Origin of the sequence: Fulvimonas sp. R45 (assembly GCF_030504985.1) — a bacterium.
In the GTDB taxonomy this organism is placed as follows: Bacteria; Pseudomonadota; Gammaproteobacteria; order Xanthomonadales; family Rhodanobacteraceae; genus Rhodanobacter_A.
Window position 1 is genome coordinate 168,345 of record NZ_JASERU010000006.1, and the last position, 22,337, is coordinate 190,681.

Below are 22,337 nucleotides of genomic sequence, written 5' to 3' on the forward strand. Positions count from 1 at the left end.
CATGGCCTGGAGCAGGCAGGCGGTCTTCCTTTTCGCCCAACGGCCTGAAGAAGGCCGCTCGGCGCGAGGCGCTTTCGCCCAACGTGTGCTGTGGCGCAGTGCGGGGCTACCGGCGCCAGACTGTCAACGCGCAACGCCCAGGTCGAGCATCAGGCTCATTCGCCACTGGCCGTGATCCAGCGTCCATAGATGGACAAATCGCTCGCCCCGCGTGGAACAGGAGCCGCCGGCCAGCGCGCAGAAGCGCTGCATCCCATCGACCCATGCACTGTCGTCCCCGACTCCACGCACCGACAGGCTGCCTGGCGTCACGTGCCGATGCAGGCGACCGCAAACCCGGTCGCGCGCGTCGATCACCGGGTCTATGCGTCGCCCATCGGGCGTCCCGAGGACAGTGCCGGCGAACAGGCTGGCGCGTAGTGCGTGCAGGTTGCAGGTGTCGTAGGCGCGGCTCAGTGCGCCTTCGCGTGCGATGAGGGCCTGGCGTAGCCAGGCGTCGTCGGTGCGGCGGCCGGGCGACGGCGGCGAGGCGACGGCGGCGGTGGCGACCGTGCTGATCGCCGTGGCGACGATGGCATGGCGCAGGATGGTGCGGATTTCCACGGCGTAGCTCCTTCAGTGGTGAGCGCCCAGGCAAGCGCTGCCCTGGCGGCCGTCCGAAGACGGCCGCGGATGTGCGGCCTGCAGGGAGCTGATGCCGGGCGTGGGAAGCGCCCGGCTCGCGACCGGTGAAAGCGGCGGATCAGCGGGGGTGGCGGAATGCCCTCGCCAGCGTACCGTCGGAGTCGACCACGAGGCTGATGATCTCCGTGCCGTGGGCGTGTTTCACCGCGTACACGTCGTCGCCGTACTGGTTGATGCCGGTGAAGGTATACGACTGCACCGGTCCGAGCCCGGCGAGATACTGCTCGCGCGAGGCGCGCTGTTCCTGGCGGATCTCTGCCAGGTCCTTGCTCATGCCGGCGCCGTCGACGGGATCGCGCAGCAGGAGCTCCAGCGCCTTCTGGCTGCCCGGGTACGGCTGCCCGGCGCGGATGCGTTCGGCCAGCGCGGCGTCGATGCGCCCCGCTTCGGCGGCATCGACCCTCCGCGTGTCCAGCACCGCGCGGCCGTTCATTTCGATGATCATGCGCTGGGCATGGCCGCCGGCGTCCATGACGAAGCGCGCCATCGCGGGTTGCCCCTGGATGGAAAAGCGGTCCGCGCCCAGCGGCACCGCATAGAACGGCTTGGGTGCCGCCATCTGCGCGCTGATGGCGATGACGAGGCCGTTGCCGGAGCGGGTGACCGCGACCTTCGAGATCGCGCTGACCTTGTAGAAGCCCGCATAGCGGTCCAGCACGGCGGGCCGCAGCATGACCGCATCCTTGATATCGGGCGCCGCGCCACTCGGCGGCGTGACCTGCGCCGCGAACGCGGTCATTCCCAGCGAGGCACATACCAGCACCAGCGCCGATACGCCGGTCCATTGGTTCCGTTTCGCGAGCATGAGCCTGATCCTCTGTTCCAGGAAGGAACCGGATCCGGACATTGCCGGCACCAGGCCGAACCGGGAGGTCTGGCACTGCCCGACGTGCAGCAGGGTTTCGCAGTACGCCGCAGGGTCGCGGCCGCCGCGGAGCACGCGTGTGTCGCAGTCCACCTCGATGGCGCGGCGCAGGCGGTGGAGCTGCCACCACAGCAGCGGATTCCATGGCATCAACGCCAGCAGCGCCACGGCCAACGCGATCAGGCGCGGGTCGCCGGCTTCCAGATGCGAGCGCTCGTGCGCCAGTACGTCATGCTGCTTCCCGGGCTCCTGCAGCAGCCACGCCGGCACCACGATCCGCGGCCGCAGCAGGCCAGCCACGGCGGGGCCCGCATCCGGCGCCACCAGCACGTGCTCGCCGCAGACCGTGGCCTCGCTCCAGTGGCGCTTGCGCCGATGCAGCAGTACGGCGCTGGCGGCCAGCGCGCACAGCACCAGGATCGACAGGGCAAGCCAGGCCGTTCGTATCCACATCGCCACGTGGTCCGGCGCGCCATAGGGCTGCGAGCCATCCAGCGGCACCAGCAGCGCCGGCATCGGAATGGAGGTGACGTCGCGCAGGGCGATCGGTGGCGGCATCGCGCCGGACTGCAGCATGCCCGGCAGGCGCAGCGTCACCGAGGAGATCAGCGCCGGCAGCGCCAGCGAGCCGATCATCACCATGAGCCAGACCCAGCGGGTGGTCCCGCGGCGTACCCGCGCCGCGCGTTCGGCGGTGAACGCGGCTGCGCCCAGCGCCAGCGCCACCAGCGTGGCGTAGATCATCCAGGCGATCATTCCGGCTTCTCCTTGCCTGCGTGTTCGGCCAGCAACCGGCGCATGCGCGCGAGCTGGTCGGCGCTGAGCTTCTGCTCGGAGACCAGGTGCGAGAACAGCAGCTCGGTCGAGCCTTTGAACAGCTTCTCGGTGAGGTGCTGCACGGCGTTCTTGCGCGCCGCCTGCTGCTTGATGGTGGCGAAGAAGCGGTGCCCGCGGCCGGCTTCCTCATGGCTCACGTAGCCCTTGGCCTCCAGCGTGCGCAACACGGTCAGCACGGTGGTGTAAGCCAGCGGGTCGGCGAGGTGTTCGCGTACTGCGGCCACCGTCGATGCGCCCAGCTCCCAAAGCGCCTGCATCACATCGGCCTCGCGGTCGGTGAGGGATATCTTCATGCCGTTCACCTGCCCTGTCTACTATTGGTTTAGTAGATACTAGGGCCACTTCCAGCGTTGTCAACTATATTCTTAGTAGACATGGCCCGGCAGCCACGCCTGCCATCTTCGGCGGCGCGCTCCATCCAGGACTGCCGCGCCGCGCACCGCTTCATCGCAGCCGATGCCACGGGGCGCGGGAGCCGGTCATGCACAAGCAACGGGCTGGCTGGCGGAGCCGCCCAGGCGCGGTTCTACGGCGCGGTTTTACACGATGGGCACCTGGCTCACATTGTTCTTCGGGTCCATCCAGAACGACTCGTTCACGAAGCGGCCGAAGATCTCGCGCGGGAGGATGGAGGTGCGCTCGACCGGCGCCACCTTCGGGCGCACGGTGTGCAGGCCCGGCATGCCGACGCGGGCGTCGAACTCGTCCGCGCGGTAGGCGACGTGCTCGAAGTCGTGCTCGAACCAGGGCTCGCCGATGAACTGGTAGACCGCACGCATGGCGGCCGCGGGGTTGCGCACCAGGCTCTCGTAGCTCAGCAGTAGCAGGTGGCCGGGCGCGTACTGGCCGTAGAACGCGTCCTTGGTGGCCTGGAAGGCGAAGCCCACCATGCCGCGCGGGTCGGTCAGCGCCTCGACGCGCGAGTACACCGTGGTGTTGGTGTCGAAGCGGAACACCTTGCTGACGCCGACCGGCTGCCGGCGCACCAGCCGTTCCATGCTGTCCAGCACCCAGGGCAGCTGGCGCACGCAGGCGATCACCTTCGCCTGCGGGAACAGCGTGTCGAGCAGCTGCATCCGGCTGCACCACAGCCGGCTGGTGTCGAAGACCACCTCGGCGTCCGCGTCGGCCGCGTAGAAACTCCCGACCAGGCCGCGCAGCATCGCCACGCGCTGCTCGTCGGAGACGTCGAACGAGAAGTCGTTCTTGCTGCTCGCCTCGGCGATCACCGCGCCCATGATGTCGGCGAGCGGGCTGGTCATGCCCGCACGGAAGCGCGGGTTCTGGCCGAGGATGGCGGCCAGCAGCGTGCTGCCCGAGCGTGGCAGCCCGGAAATGAAGTGGAACTTCCGGGCCGGCTTCGCGGTGGCGGATGCTGCAGGCATGCGGGCGCGCTCCTCTGGATCGTCGGTGGATGGCGGAACGGCATCCGGCCGGGCCGTCCGCGGGATAGTACGCAATCCGGCTAGGGCGGTGGCGCGGTCGAGGCACGGATGCGCATTTCGTAATCGAGCTCGACCATGCGGGGCTCGCCCTTGTTCAACACGCGCAGCATCAGCTCCTGGGTGGCGCGCCGCCCCATCTCGCGCACGGGCTGGTGGACGGTGGTCAGCGGCGGCCACACCTGCGTCGCCATCGTGGTGTCGTCGAAGCCGCAGATGGAGATGTCGCGGGGAATCGACACCCCCGCCTCGGCGGCGGCCCAGATCGCGCCGACCGCCATGTCGTCGTCGGCCGCGAAGATGGCCGTCGGCCGTTGCGGCAACGCCAGCAACTGGCGCATGGCCGCCACGCCCGACTCGAAGGAGAACCGGCCCTGCACCATATATGCGGGGTCTTCCTTCAGCCCGGCGCGCCCGAGTCCGTCGCGATAGCCCGCCAGGCGCCAGAGGCCGGCGCCGTGCTCGGGATCGCCGAGGATGTGCGCGATGCGGCGATGGCCGAGCGATACCAGGTGATGGACCATCGCCGCGGCGGCTTCGCGCTCGCGCAGCATCGCGCCGATGCATGACCCGGGCTGGCGCGGCGCGATCGAGGCGAACGGCAGGCCGTTTCCGCGCAGGCATTCCAGCAGCTGCGGGTGGTCGGTGATCGGCGGCGTGAGGATCAGGCCGTCGGGCTGGTGCCGCGACAGGATGTCCTCCACCCGTTCCACGAAATCCGGCGCGGTCGAGACCAGCGGCTGCACCATCATGCTGTAGTGCTGCGCCTCGCAGGCATCCAGCACGCCGGCCTGCACTTCCATGATGTAACTGGGCGAGCGGTTGTCGTACAGCAGTCCGATCATGAAGGAGCGGTTGGTGGCCAGGCTGCGCGCCGAGGTGAGCGGCCGGTAGTTGAGCGCGGCGATGGCGTCCAGCACGCGCTGGCGCATGGAATCGCTCACGTTCGGGTCGTTGTTGAGCACCCGCGAGATGGTCTTTTTCGATGTCCCCACGGTACGGGCGACGTCGCTGATGGTCACGCGCGTCATGCAAGTCTGGCCTGGTTCAATGGGTCTTTTCCCGCGGGGCGCCGGTTCCGTTCCCGACGACGACCGGGAAGCTCCGGGTGGGAACGTTCCACCCATCCACTTCGACGACCGGCGCCGTCCCCTGCCCCGCACAATGCGCAATCAGGGTGAGCGATTCGCCGGGCCACAGCGTGACGTCATTGTCGCTCCACAGGATCGGCAGCACGGGTTCGCCGCCGGGGGATCGCCTGATCGACACGTGCTGGAACAATGCCACGGTCCTGGACGACGCGGGAACCGTCAGCGTGACGGCGACCTCGTCCCCTGCCCCCGTATGCCGCAGCGTGGCCCGGACCTCGCTCGTCGCCGCCGGCAGGGATTGCAGCGCAGTCAGGTCCGCGTACTGCGTCAGCGGCGTGAGGTACCAGTTCGAATGCGCCCAGTCGAGCTCGTCGGGCCGGGTGGAGAGCCAGTACACGTTGCGGCTGACCGGCTTGCCGTCGGCGGACGCGAGTTCGAGCTCGACGAAGTAGACGCTCGACAGGCCGGCCGGCGCCGGCAGCGTCGCCAGCGACCGCGTGCGGTGGCCGGCAAGGTCGATGCCCTGCAGGTGCCGCTGGTAGCGCACGCTGCCGTCCAGGTCGCGCACGCGGATGTCCGCCTGCAGGCCGCGCGCGTCGGTGGGGGTATGGTTGACCAGCACGACCGCGCGGCTGTCGTACGCGTACTGGATGTGCACCGGCTCGTTGGCCTTCCTGGCGCCGAAGTAGGCGCCGGCCGGGTTCAGGTAGTAGTCGTACAGGTGCCAGTGCAGCGAGGGCCAGGCGTTGTTGAGCATCCAGTAGATCACGCCGGTCGACGGCTTGGCCGCGTCCATGTGCGCGCTGAACGCCTCGAACTGGGCGCGGGTGTTGTCGTAGTTGTCGAGCTGGGCCTTGGCAACGTAGTCCGCGAGGTTCCTGGGTGCGCCGTAGCGCCTGGCCAGCGCGGTGTCGAACGGCGCGAGGCTGGCGAACGGCGACCAGGCGGCGGACGCGTGGTACTGCCGCACCTGCGGGTACTTCCACAGCGCTTCCCGCTCCTGCGGCGACAGCATGCGGACGAGGTCCTCCAGCCGCGGGATGTCGGCGCCCGCGCCGGTCTCGGAGTTGAAGCCGAACGCACCGCCCAGCCTGTCGGCATACCAGTACGCCGGCGGCACCCATGCGTAAGGCCCGGTCATCTTCATCCCGGAGGGGCCGGTCTCGGCGGTGGCCTGGTCCGATGCCGCCGCGATGATCGGCGCCGCCCAGTCCTCGGCGCGCAGGGTGTCGACGTACATTTTCGCAATCTCCGGCGGCGGCGCGTTGTCGCTGCCGATCAGGAAGCCGATCACCGACGGGTGGTTGCGCAGCAGACGCGCCTCGCTGGCCATGGAGTCCGCAGCCACCTGCTCGTCCGCCGCGTCCCACGGCGCGCCGCCGGTCTTCGCCGCCGACTCCCACTTGTCGCAGCACTCCCAGCCGGCCAGGACCATGATGCCGTCGCGGTCGGCGAGATCGTAGAAGCGCGCATCCTCCAGCTTGCCCTCGCTGCGGATCGTGTTGAGCCCGAGGTTGCGCACGTAGCTGAACTCGGCCTCCATGCGCGCGGGGTCGTCGCGCAGGAACATGTCCGGCGCCCAGCCCGCGCCGCGGATCAGCACCGGCCGGCCGTTGACGAGGAACTGTCGATAGCCCTGCCTGGTGAGCCGGGAACTGACGCTGCGTATGCCGAAGCTCGTGCCGGCCCGGTCGGAGGCCGCGCCGTCGACGGTGGCGGCCAGTTTCAACGCATACAGCGGGTGCGCGCCCATGCCGACCGGCCACCAGATCTTCGGATGGCTCAGGTCCAGCCCCGGGTCGGTCTTGGGCGTGAACGACACCGTCTGCGCCTGGCCGGGGTCGAGACGGATCGTCCGCCGCAGCGCCACGCCGGCCACCTCGCCGGTGATCGTGGCCTCGTGCGCCACCGCGTCGAGGTTGCGCGCCTCCACCTTCACGGTCAGTGCGGCATGGTCGAGAGCGGGCAGCGACAGCGCCGGGATCACCCGCGGGAAACGCAACTGGACCGGCCCGCTGCGCACGATGTCCACGCCCCGCCACGGGCCCATGTTGTTGTCCGGCGGCGTCGGGTTCCAGTCGACCCAGCCGATCGACAGGCTGCGCCGCGGATCGCCCGGATGCACGCGCAGCGCGAGCACGTTGCGGCCCGCGTGCACCCAGCGCGTCACGTCGAGTTCGTGCACGGGATAGGCGCCGGCGACGGTCGCGTGGTCGGCAACCCGGTGCCCGTTCACCCACACGTCGGCGCTCGCGATGATGCCGTGGGCGCGCAGCAGCGTGTGCAATCCCGGCGCGCCGTCGGCGAGGGTGAACTCGGTGCGGTACCACCACGGGTTCACGAACAGGTTGCCGCTGGCGTCGGGCACCTGCACCGCGCGCAGGTTGTCGCCATGGAACACGTCGTCCTTGTAGACGCCGTTCTCCAGCAGTCCCGCCATCACCGTGGCGCGGCCGCTGACCGGGTACCAGCCCTTGGTGGAAAAGCCAGCGGAGGAAATCTCCACGCCGTCCTGCTGTGCCTTGGCGCTGGATTGGATCTGCCAGTGGGCCACGGCGGTCGTGGCGCCGGCGCCGCCGTCCACCCGGGTGGGCGCGAAGGTGGTTCCGGCATGGGCGGCCGACGCGGCCGCCAGCGCCACCATCGTGAGAAGCAGGGATGCGGCCAGGATGCGCATGAGGTCAGTCCCTCCCGAGATAGGCTTCGCGTATTTCCACCGGCGCGAACGGCCAGGACCGGTTGATCCAGGCCCAGACCGCGAACACCGCCAGGCCGGCGACGATCCACGCGCCGGACAGGATCAGCGACATCGCGGACGCCGACACGTAGACGTAGATCCAGCCCAGCAGCGCGACCGCGCACGGCACCGGATACAGCCATTGCCGGTACGGCCGCGTGAGCGTCGGCTGGCGCTTGCGCAGCACCACCAGCGCGGCGATCTGCGCGATGGACTGCACGATGATGGTCGCGGCCAGCAGCATGCTGATCACCTCGGTGAGGTCGAAGAAGGTGCCGATGGCGGTCACCGCGCCCATCGTGAGCAGGGCCACGTGCGGGAAGCCGTGCTTCGCGTGCAGCTTGCCGAACACGGACAGGAACACCTTCTCGTGCGCCGCCTGGAACGGCACGCGCGAGCCGCCCAGCAGGCCGGCGAACACCGAGGCGAACGCCGTCACGATGATCAGCACGGTCATGATCGCGGCGGCCAGGTGTCCCCAGCTGTGCTCCACCACCATCGACGCCACCGATCTGGACCTGGCGATCTCCTGCCACGGTGCCACGCCCAGCACGCTGATGTTGAGGACCAGGTAGACGCACATCATCGCGATCACCGAGATGATGATCGAGCCCGGCATGGTGCGGCCCGGGTCGCGCAGCTCGTCGCCCATGTAGGCGGTGGTGAAGTAGCCCAGGTAGTCGTAGATGCCGAGGATCAGTCCCGCGCCCAGGCCCACGAGGAAGTGGCCGCCGAACGCGCCGGGCGGAAAGGCGAAGGCGTAGCCCGGGTGGAAATCCGAGAAGCCCGCCGCCGACACGCCGACCACGGACAGCAGCATGATCACCCACAACGCGATGGTGATCGCGCGGATCGACTCGATCCGCCGGTACAGCAGCAGGGTGACCAGGCCGGTCGCCGCCAGGCCGATCAGGTGCATCGGCCACCCGCCCAGGTGCGGGAAGAAGAAGCCCAGGTACTCGACCATGCCGATGATGCCGGTGGACATCAGCAGCGGGATCGTCAGCAGCACCGTCCAGATGAACAGGAACGGCATCAGCTTGCCGGTACGGTACTGGAAGGCTTCGCGCAGGTAGACGTAGGTGCCGCCGGAGCCGGGCATGGCGGCGCCCAGCTCCGCCCAGACCATGCCGTCGGCCACCGCGAGGATGGCACCGGCGATCCAGCCGACCACCGCCTGCGGCCCGCCCATGGTGGCGACCATGATCGGGATGGTGATGAACGGCCCGATGCCGCACATCTGGGTCATGTTGATCGCGGTGCCGGAGAACAGGCCGATGGAGCGGTGGAAGTGGCCGTCGCGGTCGGGTTGGGTCGCCTTGGAATCCATGTTTTCCTTGTCGTGCCGGTTGCTTGTTCGAAACCCAACCCGTTCGCCCCCGGATCGAGTCCGGGGCAGGCTCTGAGCGTAGGCCCGAAGGGCCGGAGTCGAAGGGTTGCCGTGCCACGGCCGCTTCGACTCCGCTTGCTGGCGCAAGCTACGCTCAGCGCGAACGGGATGTCTTGCCGCCGCTCACCACTGCCCGCGGATGCCGACCATGAACATGCGCTCGGAGAAGTTCGAGTGCGCCGGCTGGTCGGGCCACACCAGGTAATACCGCTGGTATTCGTTGGTGAGGTTGGTGCCGTCCACGAACAGTTCGGCGTACTTGTCGATCTTGTACGAGATCGAGGCGTCGAGGTACTTCTGCGGCGCCTCGTACATCTCCATGCCGGTGATGCCGCCCACGTCCTCCGACACCGCGCGGCGCGAACGGTAGTTGTATGCGACGCGGGCCTGGAAGCGGTCGTCCTGGTACCACAGGATGACGTTGCCGGACCTGGTCGAGTTGTCCTGGAACGGGATCTTGTGCCCGGCCAGGTCGGTCTCCCCCGAATCGCTGGGCGCGTAGGTGGCGTTGACCTCGATGCCGGTCCTGGAAAGGATGCCCGGCAGGAAGGTGAAGCCCTGGCGGTAGTCGAACTCCGCGCCGTGGATGCTGTTGCCGGTGCCCTGGATCGGCTCGGTGATGGTGATGCAGCGGTTGCGGACGACGCCGTCCTCGTCCGGCAGCGTGCAGTCGATGACGCTGCCGCTCTTGATGAAGCTCTGCACGTTGATGCGGAACAGCGCGAGGCTGAGCATGCTGGTGGAGTTGATGTAGTACTCGAGCGAGGCGCCGTAGTTGGTGGAGCGCCACGGGTCGAGCTTCGGGTTGCCGTTCGAGTTGCCCGCCGCGACGCGGAACAGCGGTCCCTGCGGGGTTTCCACCAGCGAGTAGTTGAGCTGCAGGCCGCCGCCCCAGGTGCTGAGGTCGAGCGGCATCATGTTCTTTGAATAGGCGAGGCGGAGCTTCAGGCTGTCGGTCAGGTCCAGCGCGAAGTTCGCCGACGGCAGGTAGTCCTTGTAGCTGCGCCGCGTGACCGCGGTGCCGGCATCGGCGGGCTCCGTGCCGTAGGCGCCCGGGTCGCCGCTCAGGTGCTGGGTGACGTCCAGGTGGGTGCGGATCACGCGCATGCCCACGTTGCCGCTGTAGGGCATGCTGCCGATGTTGCCGTCGAAGTCGGCCTGCAGGTAGGCCGAGGTCTCCTTCAGCCCCACGGCCCAGGTGGTACCCGGCTCGCCCTGCCGCTGGCTATCCGGATAGAGCGATTTCCAGTACGCCTCCGGGTCGTCCATGGCGTGTGGATCGACCGCCCAGAAGGTGATTCCCGAGCCGAGCAGGTTGGCATATTCCTTCCAGTGGCTGGACAGCGGCGACGGCGTGTTCGGCAATTGCAGGGCCGAGATGGGTCCCGCCCGGAAGTAGCCTTGCGCATTGCCCGCGGTGCACGAGCCGCTGTTGAGGATCACGTCGGCGCCCACGTAGCGCACCAGGCATCCGCCGGGATCGCTGGCGCCGATGCCGGCGTACACGGGGGTGACCAGGGTGAAGCCGACGTTGTCGGCGTGGCGGATGCTGTTGCGCACACCGAAATCGAGCTTGATGCCGTCGTTGAAGTCGTAGTGCCCGTCGAAGCGCAGCGCATTGAGCGACACCTTGCGGTCGTAGTCACCGGAGGATTCCAGCGTCTTCATCGTCCAGCCGTTGGGATCGGCGAACTGGCTGGCGAGCGACGGCGGCATGCTGATCGTGAGGTTGCGGCCGCCGAAATTCGCGACGATCGGCACGGTATTCTGGGCCAGGCCATGGGCATTGAAGACGCGGTTCCCGCCCAGCTGGTCCGGAAAGATGAAGGTGCCGGGCGGCACGGCATCGTCGGGCACGCCGTCCTTCAGCACGTTGGGCCACAAGCCGCCGTCGGAATTGGAGATGTTGATGTCGGTCTCGACGTTCGACTGGCGTGCCGTGTCGTGGATGCCGCGGATGCTCCCGGTGAAGGGGCCGCCGTTGTCGAAATCCAGCTGGGCGTTGAAGTTCTGCGCGGTGGAATCCTTCTTCGTGATCTGCGAGAACGACTCCACGTCGCCCGGCCACTTCTCGTAGACCTGGGTGGTATACAGATGCATGCCGTCCCAGCCCGGCTCGGGCGTGCCGTACGAGCCGGCGACGGGGCGGCCGGTGTCGCGCGACTGCAACGGCACGTAGGTCGCGCCCTGCCAGTTGGTGGAGTTGAACTGGATGCCCACGTTGCGGTCGTACTGGTCCTGGCGCGCGTAGAAGTAGTCGCTGGTGAAGGTGAAGCCGCCGCCCAGGTCCATCTGGAACGAGGCGTTGCCGGACTTGCGCTTGCGCTGGGTGGTGATGTCGTACAGGCTGATGTCCTGGCTGCCCATGAACACGCCGTCGGACTTCCCGTCGCCGTTCACGTCGACGCTGCCGTCGGGGTTCTGCACGATCCGCGAGGGGATCGGTGCGCCGTTCCACGGCGTCAGGAAGCCGTTGTAGCCGCCCGCGCTGGCCGCGTTCTCGCCGTTGAGGACCGTGCCGTACTGGTCGAGCCCCTCGTTCGAGTTCGTCCGCGTGGTGTTGGAGAAGTCGGCGGAGACCAGCAGGCCCCAGTGGCCGTCGTCGTTGTACGAGATCAGGCCGTTGGCCTCCGGCCCCCACTTGCTGCTGGTCCGGCCACGCTCGCCGTCGGCGGAATAGCTGTAGGTGAATCCGCTCGGCAGGTCCCAGGGGCGATAGGTATGCAGGTCCAGCGCGCCGCTGATGCCGCCGTCGGTCGTGCTGGCGGTGGGCGACTTGATGACGTCCACGCCATGGAACAGCGTGGCCGGCAGCATGGTGAAATCGGGTTGCTGCGAGTCGATCTGGTCCGCGGTGATGAAGACCTCCCCGTTCAGCATGGTGCCGACCTCGGGCAGGCCGCGCACGTCCACCGTGGTGCCCACGCCCGCGTCGCGGTTGATCTGCACCCCGGTGACGCGCTGCAGCGCGTCGGTGATGGTCACGTCGGGCAGCTGGCCGATGCTTTCCGCCGTGATGCTGTCCTGGATGTTCGGCGCATCCCGCTTCAGTTCGATCGCGCGCATCTGCGACGCGCGCACGCCGACGACGTTGACGGCCGACAGTGTGACCGCCTTCTTGCCGTTCTTGTCCGCCGCGGCGGCGCCGGTCGGGGCCTTGGCCTTCCGCGTGGCGGGCGACGCCGTCGCATCCTGCTGCGCGGCGGCCTGCGTCCCCGCGGCATTCGCCGGGGCACCCGGGCGTGGCGATGCCACGGCCGATGTCGCCACGACGGCGAGCAGCGACATCGAGATGGCGAATGACAAGGGATGCTTGCGGTGTACGGTGGACATGAGTCTTACCTCTTGGTTGATGTCTGCCGAGCCCCGGCGCCCCGCGATGCCTCGGCCCGCGGATGGCGCCTGTCCGTGGCGTGCCCTCGCAACGCCACCTCGATGCATCCGGCCGCGGCGTGGTGCGCCATGGCCTCTTCCACTGCGTATTTCCCCGCGGAGGCGTATCCCGCGTGTTGCCTAGCCCTGCCCCGCGCCCCGGCACGCGCCACGCCCGAGGTACCACCGTGCCGCGCCCAGCACGCCCTTGTGCCCGTGTTCGGTGACCCACACCGGAACCTGCGACAGCAGCGCACGCACGCTCCGCCCGTGCAGGAACCGTTCCTCGAAATCGCTGCGCTCGAGCAGCGCGAACATGGAAGACAGGAAGCCGCCGGCCAGGTACACGCCGCCCGTGGCCATGAACGTCATGGCCACGCTGCCGGCGAAGCTCCCCAGCGAGGCGCAGAAGATATCCACGGCCTCCATGGCCTGCGCGTCGCTGCGCGCCGCGGCCGCCGCGGTGACGGCCGCGGGCGTCGCCAGCGCCGGCGCGGCCCCGCGCAATGCGCACAGCGCCGCATACACCGTCAGCAGGCCGGGGCCCGAGACGATGCGCTCGTACGCCACGTAGCCGCCCGCCGGCGCCAGGTGTGCGAGCACCTCGCGTTCGCGCAGCGAGTTCGGCGCGAAATCCGTCTGGCCGGCTTCCGTCGTCAGCACGTGGCCACCGGCCGCGCCGGGCAGGCGCACGGCCGCGCCCAGGCCGGTGCCCGGCCCGATCACCAGGACCGGGCCTTCGACCCGGGTGTCGGGCCCGCACAGCAGGCGGGCATCGGCGGGCGGGGAGCCGTCGAAGGCGTATCCCAGCGCCTCGAAATCGTTGAGGGCGGCGATATCGTCCAGCGCCAGCGCCCGGCGCACCCGCGACAGGCGGATCGGCCAGGCGGAGTTGTCGTTCACCACCTCGTCGCCGATCACCTGGCCGGCGCAGGCGAGCACGCAGTGCCGCACCGCGGTTTTCGCGTCGCCGTCGAGGAAGGCCTGCAACAGTTCGGCCAGCCCCCGGAAGTCCGCGCAGGCGAGCTTGCGATAGGCGAGCACCTCGGCCTCGCGCCCCCCGCCGTGCGGGGCCCGCAACAGCGCGACGCGGGCATACGTGCCGCCGACGTCCGCCGCAAGGAACGGTTGCGCCGGGACACCCGCCGGTCGATCCCGATAGTCGATTGCCGCGTTCACCGTGCCTCCCCGCACTGGAACGGGCACCAGATTGCGAGTCATTGTCACCGGTGTCAACTTGCGATGCAGAAGGAAGAGATATTGTAGAAATATGGCTTAATCAATTGATATACAAAATATTAAAATTCGAATACGCGGGTACTTAAACAACATAATCCCGCATCGCATCATTTCGGTGGTGTAGACAAGTACCGGCCCGCCATCCCGGCGTCCAGCCGCCTCACCATCCATCGTTCCTGCAACGGGCAACCTCGCCCGACGTCCGGCACAGCCGCATCGCGAAATGGTATTTAAAGATCATTGACATGCTTTTGTTATCTTGATATCAGTACGTCCACGGGCCATCCGTATCTCTTGGGGGAGTTGACGTGGACATGTATCGCTCGCCGTACGCACGCCGCTGCATCTGCCTGGCCGTCGCCATGGCATTGGCCGCTCCCGCGCTCCTGCGCGCCCAGGACAACGACGGTGGCCAGGCCGCGGCACCGCCCGCCGCCGGCACGACCCGCCGGCATGCCGCGGGCTCGCAGGCCGACGATGGCAAGACCACGCGCCTGGCCACGATCATCGTGACCGCCGACAAGCGCAGCGAGCCGCTGCAGAGCGTGCCGATGGCGGTGTCGGTGCTGACCCAGACCCAGCTCGACCGCCAGGGCGCCACCAGCTTCAGCGACTACGTCGGCCAGGTGCCCGGCCTCAACGCGATCTCTTCCGGCGAGGGCTGGACCCAGCTGGTGCTGCGCGGCATCACCTCGGGCAGCCACCAGCCCAACGCCACCGTGGGTACCTACATCGACGACTCGCCGTACGGCTCCAGCACGATCTATGCGGCGGGCAGCATGCTCACGCCCGACATCGATCCCAGCGACCTGGACCACATCGAGGTGCTGCGCGGGCCGCAGGGCACGCTGTACGGGTCGAACACGCTGGGCGGCCTGGTCAAGTTCGTCACCACGCCGCCCGACACCACCGAGGCCAGCGCCCATGTCGGCGTCGACGCCAGCAGCGTGTCCGGCGGCGGCAACGGCTTCGGCACGCACGCCACGGTGAACATCCCGCTGGTGAAGGACACCCTGGGCCTGCGCGTCAACGCCTACGCGCGCACCGACCCCGGCTACATCGACAACGTCTCCACCGGCCAGACCGAGGTGAACGAGGCCACAGTCCGCGGCGGCCGCGCACAACTGCTCTGGACGCCGAGCGACAAGGTCTCGCTGCGCTTCTCCGCGCTGGCGCAGAACCTGGGCAGCGACGGCCTGGCCAACGGCGGCATCGACATCGATCCGGCCACCATCCGGCCGGTCCACGGCTGGGACAAGCAGGCGCGCGCCGCCGGCACCGGCCTGTTCAAGGTGAAGTACCGCCTCTACGACCTCACCGCCAGCGTCGACATGGGCTGGGGCAAGCTGGTCTCCACCACCAGCTACGGCACGCTGCGGCTGAACGAGAACGTCGACTACACCGCCGCGTACGGGCCATTGCTCAACCCGATGTTCGGCCTGTCCGACGGCGGCTATTCGGAGGCGCAGTCGATCGCGCTGAACAAGGTCACGCAAGAGCTGCGCCTGCAGTCGCCGAAGGAGCAGACCTGGGAATGGCGCACCGGCCTGTTCTTCACCCACGAACGCACCGTGGACCTGCAGGACATGGCGACCTTCGATGCGGGCACGGGCACGCCCATCGCCTTGCCCACCCTCCTGCACGTCTCGGTGGGGCCGGCGCTGTTCACCGAGTGGGCCGGCTACGGCGACCTGACCTGGCATGCCACCGACCGCTTCAGCGTGCTGGTCGGCGCCCGCTACAGCGACGACCGCACCACCTATACGCAGGCCAACACCGGCCTGCTGATCGGCGATGCCGGCTTCACCCTGCGCAGCAGCGACCAGCCGGTCACCTACCTGTTCAATCCCAGCTACAAGTTCGGCGACGACACGATGGCCTACCTGCGCGTGGCCTCCGGCTTTCGCCCGGGCGGCGCCAACGTCGGCGTGTCGCCGGGCATGGGCGCGCCGCTGACCTTCGACCCGGACAAGCTGGTGAACTACGAGCTGGGCCTGAAGACGATGCTGCTGGACGGGCGCATGAGCCTGGACATGGACGCCTTCTACATCGACTGGTCCAAGGTGCAGCTCACCTCGACCGTGAACGGCATCAGCTTCCTCGGCAACGGCGGCAAGGCGGTCAGCAAGGGCTTCGAGGCCAGCCTGCGCTACCACCCGGCGAGCGGCCTCACGCTGTGGGCGAACGCCTCCTACACCGCCGCACGGCTCGCCGAGGACAACCCGGCCGGCAGCGTCTACGGCCTCAAGGGCAATCCCCTGCCCTACGTGCCGAAGTGGAACGCCAACCTGGGCGCCGACTACAACTTCCCGCTCGGCAGCTGGTCCGGCTTCGTGGGCGGCAACTTCAGCTATGTCGGCCGCCGCGCCGCGGAGTTCAACCAGGTGCCCGCGCCGCGGGTCTACCTGCCCTCGTACAACAACATCAACCTGTACGCGGGGGTGAACTTCGGCGACTGGATGTTCAAGGTCTACGCCAAGAACCTGGCCAACCGCCACGGCATCACCTCGGTGTGGCCGGAGACGCTGAACCCGATGGGCAGCCCGTACAACGCCACGCTGCAGACGCCACGCACCATCGGCGTGTCCGCCAGCGTGGATTTCTGAGCCGGCCCCTGCTTCCGCATACCACGGGGATCCCCGCATGAACCGAGCATTGAAGGGCCTGGCCGCCTTCCTCGCCAGCCTCGGCCTGGGCGCGGTGCTGGCCCAGCCGGCGCCCGCGCCCGCCGGCAGCGTGCCATCGGCGGCGGACGCGCCGGCGTTGGCGGACACCGCACCGGCGCTGACCGCGCAGGACCTCGGCGCGTTCTTCGACGGCCTGATGCCGTACGCGCTGCGCCGCAACGACATCGCCGGCGGCGTGGTGGCGGTGGTCAAGGACGGCCGGCTGCTGTTCGCCCGCGGCTACGGCTATGCGGACCTGGCCAGGCGGACGCCGGTCTCTGCCGGCGGCACCCTGTTCCGGCCCGGCTCCACCTCCAAGCTGTTCACCTGGACCGCGGTGATGCAGCTGGTCGAACAGGGCAAGCTGGACCTGGACCGCGACGTCAACGCCTACCTCGATTTCCGGATCCCGCCCTACCAGGGCAAGCCGGTCACCCTGCGCGAGCTGATGACGCACACGCCGGGCTTCGAGGACGTGACCCGCGACCTGATGCCGGCCACGCCCGACCAGTTGGACCTCGGGCGTTACCTGAAGACGCACCTGCCCGCGCGCATCTTCCCGCCGGGCGAGCTGGTGGCCTATTCCAACTACGGCTGCGGCCTGGCCGGCTACATCGTGCAGCGCGTGTCCGGCCAGCCGTACGCGCAGTACGTCGAGCAGCACGTCCTGAAGCCGCTGGGGATGGACCATTCCAGCTTCGAGCAGCCGCTGCCGCCGGCGCTGGCGCCGCTGATGTCGAAAGGCTACCAACGCGCGTCGGACGGCACGCCGCAACCGTTCGAGCTGGTCGATCCCGCACCCGCCGGTGCGCTGAGCGCCACCGCGACGGACATGGCGAAGTTCATGATCGCCCAGTTGCAGGATGGCCGTTACGGCGACGTGGAGATCCTCAAGCCGGCCACCGCGCAGCTGATGCACAGCCCGCAGTACGCGCCGGCGCCGGGCATGCCCGGCTTCGACCTCGGCTTCTACCAGGAAGACCGCAACGGCCTGCGCATCATCGGCCATGCCGGCGACACCATGGCGTTCCACAGCGACCTGCACCTGTTGCTGGACAAGGGCGTGGGCCTGTTCCTGTCCTTCAACAGCGCCGGCAATCCCGAGGCCGGCGGCACGCTGACCTTGCGCCGCGCGATCTTCCATGCCTTCCTCGACCGTTATTTCCCGGCGCCACCGCCGGCGCGGGCGCCGCTGCCGGCCAGCGCGAAGGCCGACGCGGCGAAGGTGGCCGGCTGGTACCGGAGTACCCGCCGCAACGACAGCGCGCTGAAGCTGTTCGACCTGCTCTCGCAGTTCCGGGTCGCCGCGGCGGCGGACGGCACGCTCACCGTGTCGCCGATGCTGGTCGACACCGCCGGCCGGCCGCTGCGCTGGCGCGAGGTCGCGCCGCTGCAGTACCGAGAGGTGAACGGCCGCGACCGGCTGCGCTTCGTCGCCGGTGCGGACGGCCGCATCCGCTACTGGACCACCACCTACATCCCCGCCGTGATGCTGTTCCAGCGCGTGCCGGCCGCGCACGCCAAGGGCGCCGTGCTGCCGCTCGCCGGGCTGGCGCTGCTGCTCGTGCTGCTGGCGCTGGCCGGCTGGGGACTGGGCCGCTGGCTGCGCCGCCGTTACGGCGCCGGGCTGGAACTGCCGCCGGCCCTGCGTCGCACGCGCCTGTACTCGCGGCTGGGCGCGCTGGCGCTGCTGCTCGACCTGCTCGGCTGGTTCGTGCTGCTGGGTTCCATCGGCACGCATCCGTCCCTGCTGCTGCAAGGCGCCGCGGCGCCGTGGATGACCGTGCTCTACGTGCTCGGCGTGGTCGCGCTGCTCGGCGTGCTGGCGATCGTGCTGCATGCCGTGAACGGCTGGCGGCTGGGCGGGCGTGGCCTGCGCGTGCGGCTGGGCGAGAGCGTGCTCGCGCTCGCCGCGCTCTACCTCGGCTGGTTCATCCTGGCGTTCGGGCTGGTCAGCTTCAACACGCATTTCTGACCGGGAGCCATGATGACTCGCGACCGCCACCCGCCACTCACGCTGAGCGCGCACATCGAGAAGCTTCCGCTCAAGCAGCCTTTCCACATCACCGGCTACACCTTCACCGCCTGCGACGCGCTGGTGGTAAGCCTGCACGACGGCGAGTTCACCGGCCAGGGCGAAGGGCTGGGCGTCTACTACCGCGACGACACGCCCGCCGCGATGCTGCAGCAGGTCGAACGCCTGTGCGGACGCATCGAGCGCGGCATGACGCGCGAAGAATTGCTGGAACTGCTGCCCGCCGGCGGCGCGCGCAACGCGGTGGATTGCGCGCTATGGGACCTCGAGGCAAAGCGCGGCCACACCTCGGTCTGGCAGCTCGCCGGGCTATCCCGGCCGGCCTCGCTGCTGACCACCTATACGCTGAGCGCCGACGCGCCGGACGAAGTGGGCGAAGCGGCGCGCGACTACGCACGCCAGGGCGCACGCGCGCTCAAGCTCAAGCTCAAGGACGACCACCTCAACGCCGAGCGCGTGCGCGCGGTGCGCGCGGCCTGCCCGGGCGCGTGGCTGATGGTGGACGCCAACCAGGGCCTCACCCGCGAGACGCTGATGCAGATGCTGCCGACCTTCGTGGAAGCCGGCGTGGCGGTGGTCGAGCAACCCTTCCCGGTCGGCCGCGAGGCATGGTTCGACGGGCTGCACTACCCGGTGCCGCTGGCCGCCGACGAGAGCGTGCAGGACCGCGCCGACCTGGCCGGCCTCGACGGCCGCGTGCAGGTGATCAACATCAAGCTGGACAAGTGCGGCGGCCTCACCGCCGGGCTGGCGATGGCGCGCGAGGCGCAGCGGCGCGGCTTCCGCCTGATGGTGGGCAACATGGGCGGCTCGTCGCTGTCGATGGGGCCGGCCTTCGTGCTCGGTTCGCTGTGCTCGGTGGTCGATCTGGACGGCCCGATGTTCATCCAGGCCGACCGCGAACCCGGGGTAAGCTACCGCGACGGGCACATCCGGTGCCCCGACGGGATCTGGGGCGGACCGTGCGCCTTGCCCGCATGAGCTCCCCGGAGGACCGCCGCCCATGACCGACGCCCGGCCGCCCGTGCGCGAACGCCGCTTCCTCGGCCACCCGCTCGGCCTCAGCGTGCTGTTCCTCACCGAGATGTGGGAGATGTTCTCCTTCTTCGGCATGCGCGCGCTGCTGGTCTACTACATGACCCTGCGGCTGGACTTCGGGCAGGCCTACGCCTCGCTGGTCTACGGCGCCTACGCCGCCTTCGTCTACTTCACGCCGGTGTTCGGCGGCATGGTGGCGGACCGCTGGCTGGGCAAGCGCCGCTCCGTGCTGATCGGCGCCACCACCATGGCGCTGGGCCACTTCATGATGGCCGCGCCGGCGCTGTTCTATCCGGCCCTGGCCACCATCGCGCTGGGCAACGGCCTGTTCCTGCCCAGCCTGGCCAGCCAGATCGAGGGCCTGTACCGCGAAGGCGACCCGCGCAGCAGGAGCGCCTACAACATCTACTACGTGGGCGTGAACCTGGGCGCCTTCCTGGCGCCGCTGGTCTGCGGCCTGCTGGGCGAGGTCTACGGCTGGCACTGGGGCTTCACCGCGGCCGGCGTGGGCATGCTCGCCTCGCTGCTGATCTACCTGGCCGGCAGCCGCCACCTGCCGCCGGAACCCGCGCGCGTCGCCGCGAAGCCGGTGCAGCGCGCGCCGCTGGACCACGCCGCGTGGCGCCGCCTCGCCTTCCTCGGCGGCGTCGCCGCGATCGTGGTGCTGTTCCGCGGCGCCTACGAGCAGGTCGGCAACACCATCGCGCTGTGGGCGGAGCTGGGCGTGGACCGACAGGTGACCGCGGGCTGGAGCATCCCGATGGCATGGTTCCAGGCGCTGGACCCGCTGATGGTGTTCATCGCCACGCCGCTGCTGGTGGCGCGCTGGGCGCGCCTGGCCAGGCGCGGCGTCGACACGCCGTCGTTGCAGCGGATGGCCTTCGGCGCCGCCGTGGTCGGACTGTCGTACGTGCTGCTGGCCGCGGTGGCGGCATGGAGCGAGGCGCGCGGCGTGCGCGCAAGCTGGCTGTGGCTGGCGGGCTGGTTCGTGCTGATGACGCTGGGCGAGCTGTACATCCTGCCGGTGGGCCTGGGCCTGTTCGGCCACCTGGCACCGGAGGGCTTCGGCGCCACCTGCATCGCGCTGTGGTTCTTCGCCGGCTTCTTCGGCAACCTGCTGGCCGGCGCGCTGGGCACGCTGTGGAGCCGGTTGCCGCACGGTGGCTTCTTCCTGCTGGTCGGCGCCGTCGCCGGCGTCGCCGCGGCCCTGCTGCTGGCGGTGGGCCTGCGCGTGGGACATGCGGAAAAACGGGATAATCCAGGCCTGACCGCCACGCTCTCATGACGAGACCCGCCAGATGACCAAGGACCTGAAGCAGAAGCTCAAGGACCACTGGGACGGCTTCACCGCCTCGGAGCGGAAGATCGCCAATTACCTGCTGCACAACATCCGCGACCTGCCGTTCGAGACGGCCGCCTCGCTGGGCAAGCGCGTCGGCGTGAGCCCGATGACGGTGGGGCGTTTCCTGCGCACGCTGGGCTACGAAGGCCTGGGCGAGATGAAGGAGGAGTTCCGCGGCGACGGCACCTGGCGGCATTTCTACAAGCCGCCGGAGCTGCCGCAGGACGGCGACGCGGTCGCCACGCACCTGCTGGCGGAGACCCGCGCGCTGGCCGGCGTGCACGAGCTTGCCCGCACGAAGGAATGGACGTCGGTGATCCGCCAGCTGGTCGCGGCCGACCGCGTCTCGGTGGCGAGCTTCCAGCACAGCAGCTTCCTCGGCCTGGGCCTGGCCAAGCTGCTGCAACAGGTGCGCCCGCGCGTCGCCTTCCACGACGGCGCCGACAGCGCCTGCGTCGACATGCTGCTGGACTCGACCCGGGACAGCTGCGTGGTGCTGATCGACCAGCGCCGCTATTTCCGGCAGTTCCGCGAGGTCGCCGAGCACGTGGCGCGGCGCGGCATCCCGCTGGTGCTGATCGCCGACATCGAATGCTACTGGGCGCGCGAACTCACCCCGCATGCGCTGCTGGTCCCGGCCAGCGAGGTGTGGCACAGCTACTGCGCCATGTCGAGCCTGTTCAGCCTGATCGTGGCCGCGGTGACCGAGCACAGCGACGGCGTGATGGAGCGGCTCAGCGAGATCAACGACCTGCGCCAGGAACTGGGCTGCTACATCGACCCGCCGCGCGGCCGATCGCGCCGCACGCCCGGCGCCAAGTAGGCCCCGCCGCGGGGCGGGGGAGCCGGCGCCGGTGCCCGCGGTTCCTGCTAGCCTTGTCGCCCCGTTCCCGATCCACGTTGCCCGATGCGCATACTCGTCGCCGAAGACGACCAGGCCATTGCCGCCGGCATCTGCGCCGCCCTGCGGCAGGGCGGCCACGCGGTGGACCGCGTCGAGGACGGCGCGCGCGCGCAGGCCGCGCTGAACGACACGCCCTACGACCTGCTGGTGCTCGACCTCGGCCTGCCGCGGCTGGACGGCACCGAGGTGCTGCAGCAGGCCCGCCGCCGCGGCAACCACCTGCCGGTGCTGGTGATCACCGCGCGCGACGGCGTGCGCGAGCGTGTCCGCGTGCTGGACCTGGGCGCGGACGACTATCTGGTCAAGCCGTTCGCGCTGACCGAGTTCGAGGCGCGCGTGCGCGCGCTGCTGCGGCGCTACACGGCGCAGGGCGCGCCGGAGCTGCGCTTCGGCCGGCTGCGCCTGGACCTGCCCGGCCACCGCGCCTGGGTCGACGACCGCGCGCTGACGCTCACCGCGCGCGAGTTCGGCCTGCTCGAGGCGCTGGCCACGCGGCCCGACCGCGTCACCAGCCGCGCGCAGCTGATCGAGGCGCTGTGCAACTGGGACCAGGACCTCACCGACAACGGCCTCGACATCGCGATCTACCGGCTGCGCCGCAAGCTGGCCGGCTCCGGCACGCAGGTGCGCACCATCCGCGGCCTCGGCTACCTGCTGGAAGAAACCTCGGAACCGGACTCATGACCCGCCGCCGC

Annotated in this window: 15 protein-coding genes; 6 read left to right on the forward strand and 9 right to left on the reverse strand. The window is 69.4% G+C overall.

What is annotated here, in order from left to right; all coding sequences use genetic code 11:
• Positions 1-123: 123 nt before the first annotated feature.
• From QMK61_RS07945 to QMK61_RS07985, 9 genes are all read right to left on the reverse strand, one after another.
• Positions 124-603 (reverse strand): nuclear transport factor 2 family protein, encoded by a 480-nt coding sequence (locus tag QMK61_RS07945; protein ID WP_302071652.1) that lies wholly within the window; start codon positions 601-603, stop codon positions 124-126.
• 139 nt (positions 604-742) lie between these two features.
• Entirely contained in the window at positions 743-2,305 is a 1,563-nt protein-coding gene (locus QMK61_RS07950) for a M56 family metallopeptidase (RefSeq protein ID WP_302071653.1), read from the reverse strand.
• Positions 2,302-2,679 carry a BlaI/MecI/CopY family transcriptional regulator gene (locus tag QMK61_RS07955; protein WP_302071654.1) on the reverse strand — a complete coding sequence of 126 codons (378 nt, stop codon included), beginning with the start codon at positions 2,677-2,679 and terminating at the stop codon, positions 2,302-2,304. The genes QMK61_RS07950 and QMK61_RS07955 overlap by 4 nt, the downstream gene beginning before the upstream one ends.
• A gap of 246 nt (positions 2,680-2,925) precedes the next feature.
• Entirely contained in the window at positions 2,926-3,771 is an 846-nt protein-coding gene (locus tag QMK61_RS07960; RefSeq protein ID WP_302071655.1) for a sulfotransferase, read from the reverse strand.
• 80 nt (positions 3,772-3,851) lie between these two features.
• A complete protein-coding gene (locus QMK61_RS07965) occupies positions 3,852-4,859 on the reverse strand; it encodes a LacI family DNA-binding transcriptional regulator (RefSeq protein WP_302071656.1) in 1,008 nt (335 codons plus the stop codon).
• Positions 4,860-4,875: 16 nt separating this feature from the next.
• Entirely contained in the window at positions 4,876-7,596 is a 2,721-nt protein-coding gene (locus QMK61_RS07970) for a glycoside hydrolase family 2 TIM barrel-domain containing protein (protein WP_302071657.1), read from the reverse strand.
• Positions 7,597-7,600: 4 nt separating this feature from the next.
• The gene (locus tag QMK61_RS07975) at positions 7,601-8,986 is read right to left on the reverse strand and encodes an APC family permease (RefSeq protein WP_302071658.1); all 1,386 of its coding nucleotides are present in this window, start codon (positions 8,984-8,986) and stop codon (positions 7,601-7,603) included.
• Between the two features lie 183 nt (positions 8,987-9,169).
• Entirely contained in the window at positions 9,170-12,379 is a 3,210-nt protein-coding gene (locus QMK61_RS07980; RefSeq protein ID WP_302071659.1) for a TonB-dependent receptor, read from the reverse strand.
• A 180-nt stretch (positions 12,380-12,559) separates the two neighbouring features.
• Positions 12,560-13,597, reverse strand: coding sequence for a glucokinase (locus tag QMK61_RS07985; RefSeq protein WP_302071660.1), 1,038 nt, complete (start codon positions 13,595-13,597; stop codon positions 12,560-12,562).
• A gap of 374 nt (positions 13,598-13,971) precedes the next feature.
• Here QMK61_RS07985 and QMK61_RS07990 point away from each other — a divergent pair, with 374 nt between their 5' ends.
• The 6 genes from QMK61_RS07990 to QMK61_RS08015 all read left to right on the forward strand — a co-directional run bounded on the left by QMK61_RS07990 (position 13,972) and on the right by QMK61_RS08015 (position 22,326).
• Positions 13,972-16,263, forward strand: coding sequence for a TonB-dependent receptor (locus tag QMK61_RS07990; protein ID WP_302071713.1), 2,292 nt, complete (start codon positions 13,972-13,974; stop codon positions 16,261-16,263).
• A 37-nt stretch (positions 16,264-16,300) separates the two neighbouring features.
• The gene (locus QMK61_RS07995; RefSeq protein WP_302071661.1) at positions 16,301-18,298 is read left to right on the forward strand and encodes a serine hydrolase domain-containing protein; all 1,998 of its coding nucleotides are present in this window, start codon (positions 16,301-16,303) and stop codon (positions 18,296-18,298) included.
• Between the two features lie 12 nt (positions 18,299-18,310).
• The gene (locus QMK61_RS08000; RefSeq protein WP_302071662.1) at positions 18,311-19,339 is read left to right on the forward strand and encodes a dipeptide epimerase; all 1,029 of its coding nucleotides are present in this window, start codon (positions 18,311-18,313) and stop codon (positions 19,337-19,339) included.
• 22 nt (positions 19,340-19,361) lie between these two features.
• Positions 19,362-20,681, forward strand: coding sequence for a peptide MFS transporter (locus QMK61_RS08005; RefSeq protein ID WP_302071663.1), 1,320 nt, complete (start codon positions 19,362-19,364; stop codon positions 20,679-20,681).
• A gap of 13 nt (positions 20,682-20,694) precedes the next feature.
• Entirely contained in the window at positions 20,695-21,561 is an 867-nt protein-coding gene (locus tag QMK61_RS08010; protein ID WP_302071664.1) for a MurR/RpiR family transcriptional regulator, read from the forward strand.
• Positions 21,562-21,645: 84 nt separating this feature from the next.
• Positions 21,646-22,326, forward strand: coding sequence for a response regulator transcription factor (locus tag QMK61_RS08015; RefSeq protein WP_302071665.1), 681 nt, complete (start codon positions 21,646-21,648; stop codon positions 22,324-22,326).
• Positions 22,327-22,337: the final 11 nt, after the last annotated feature.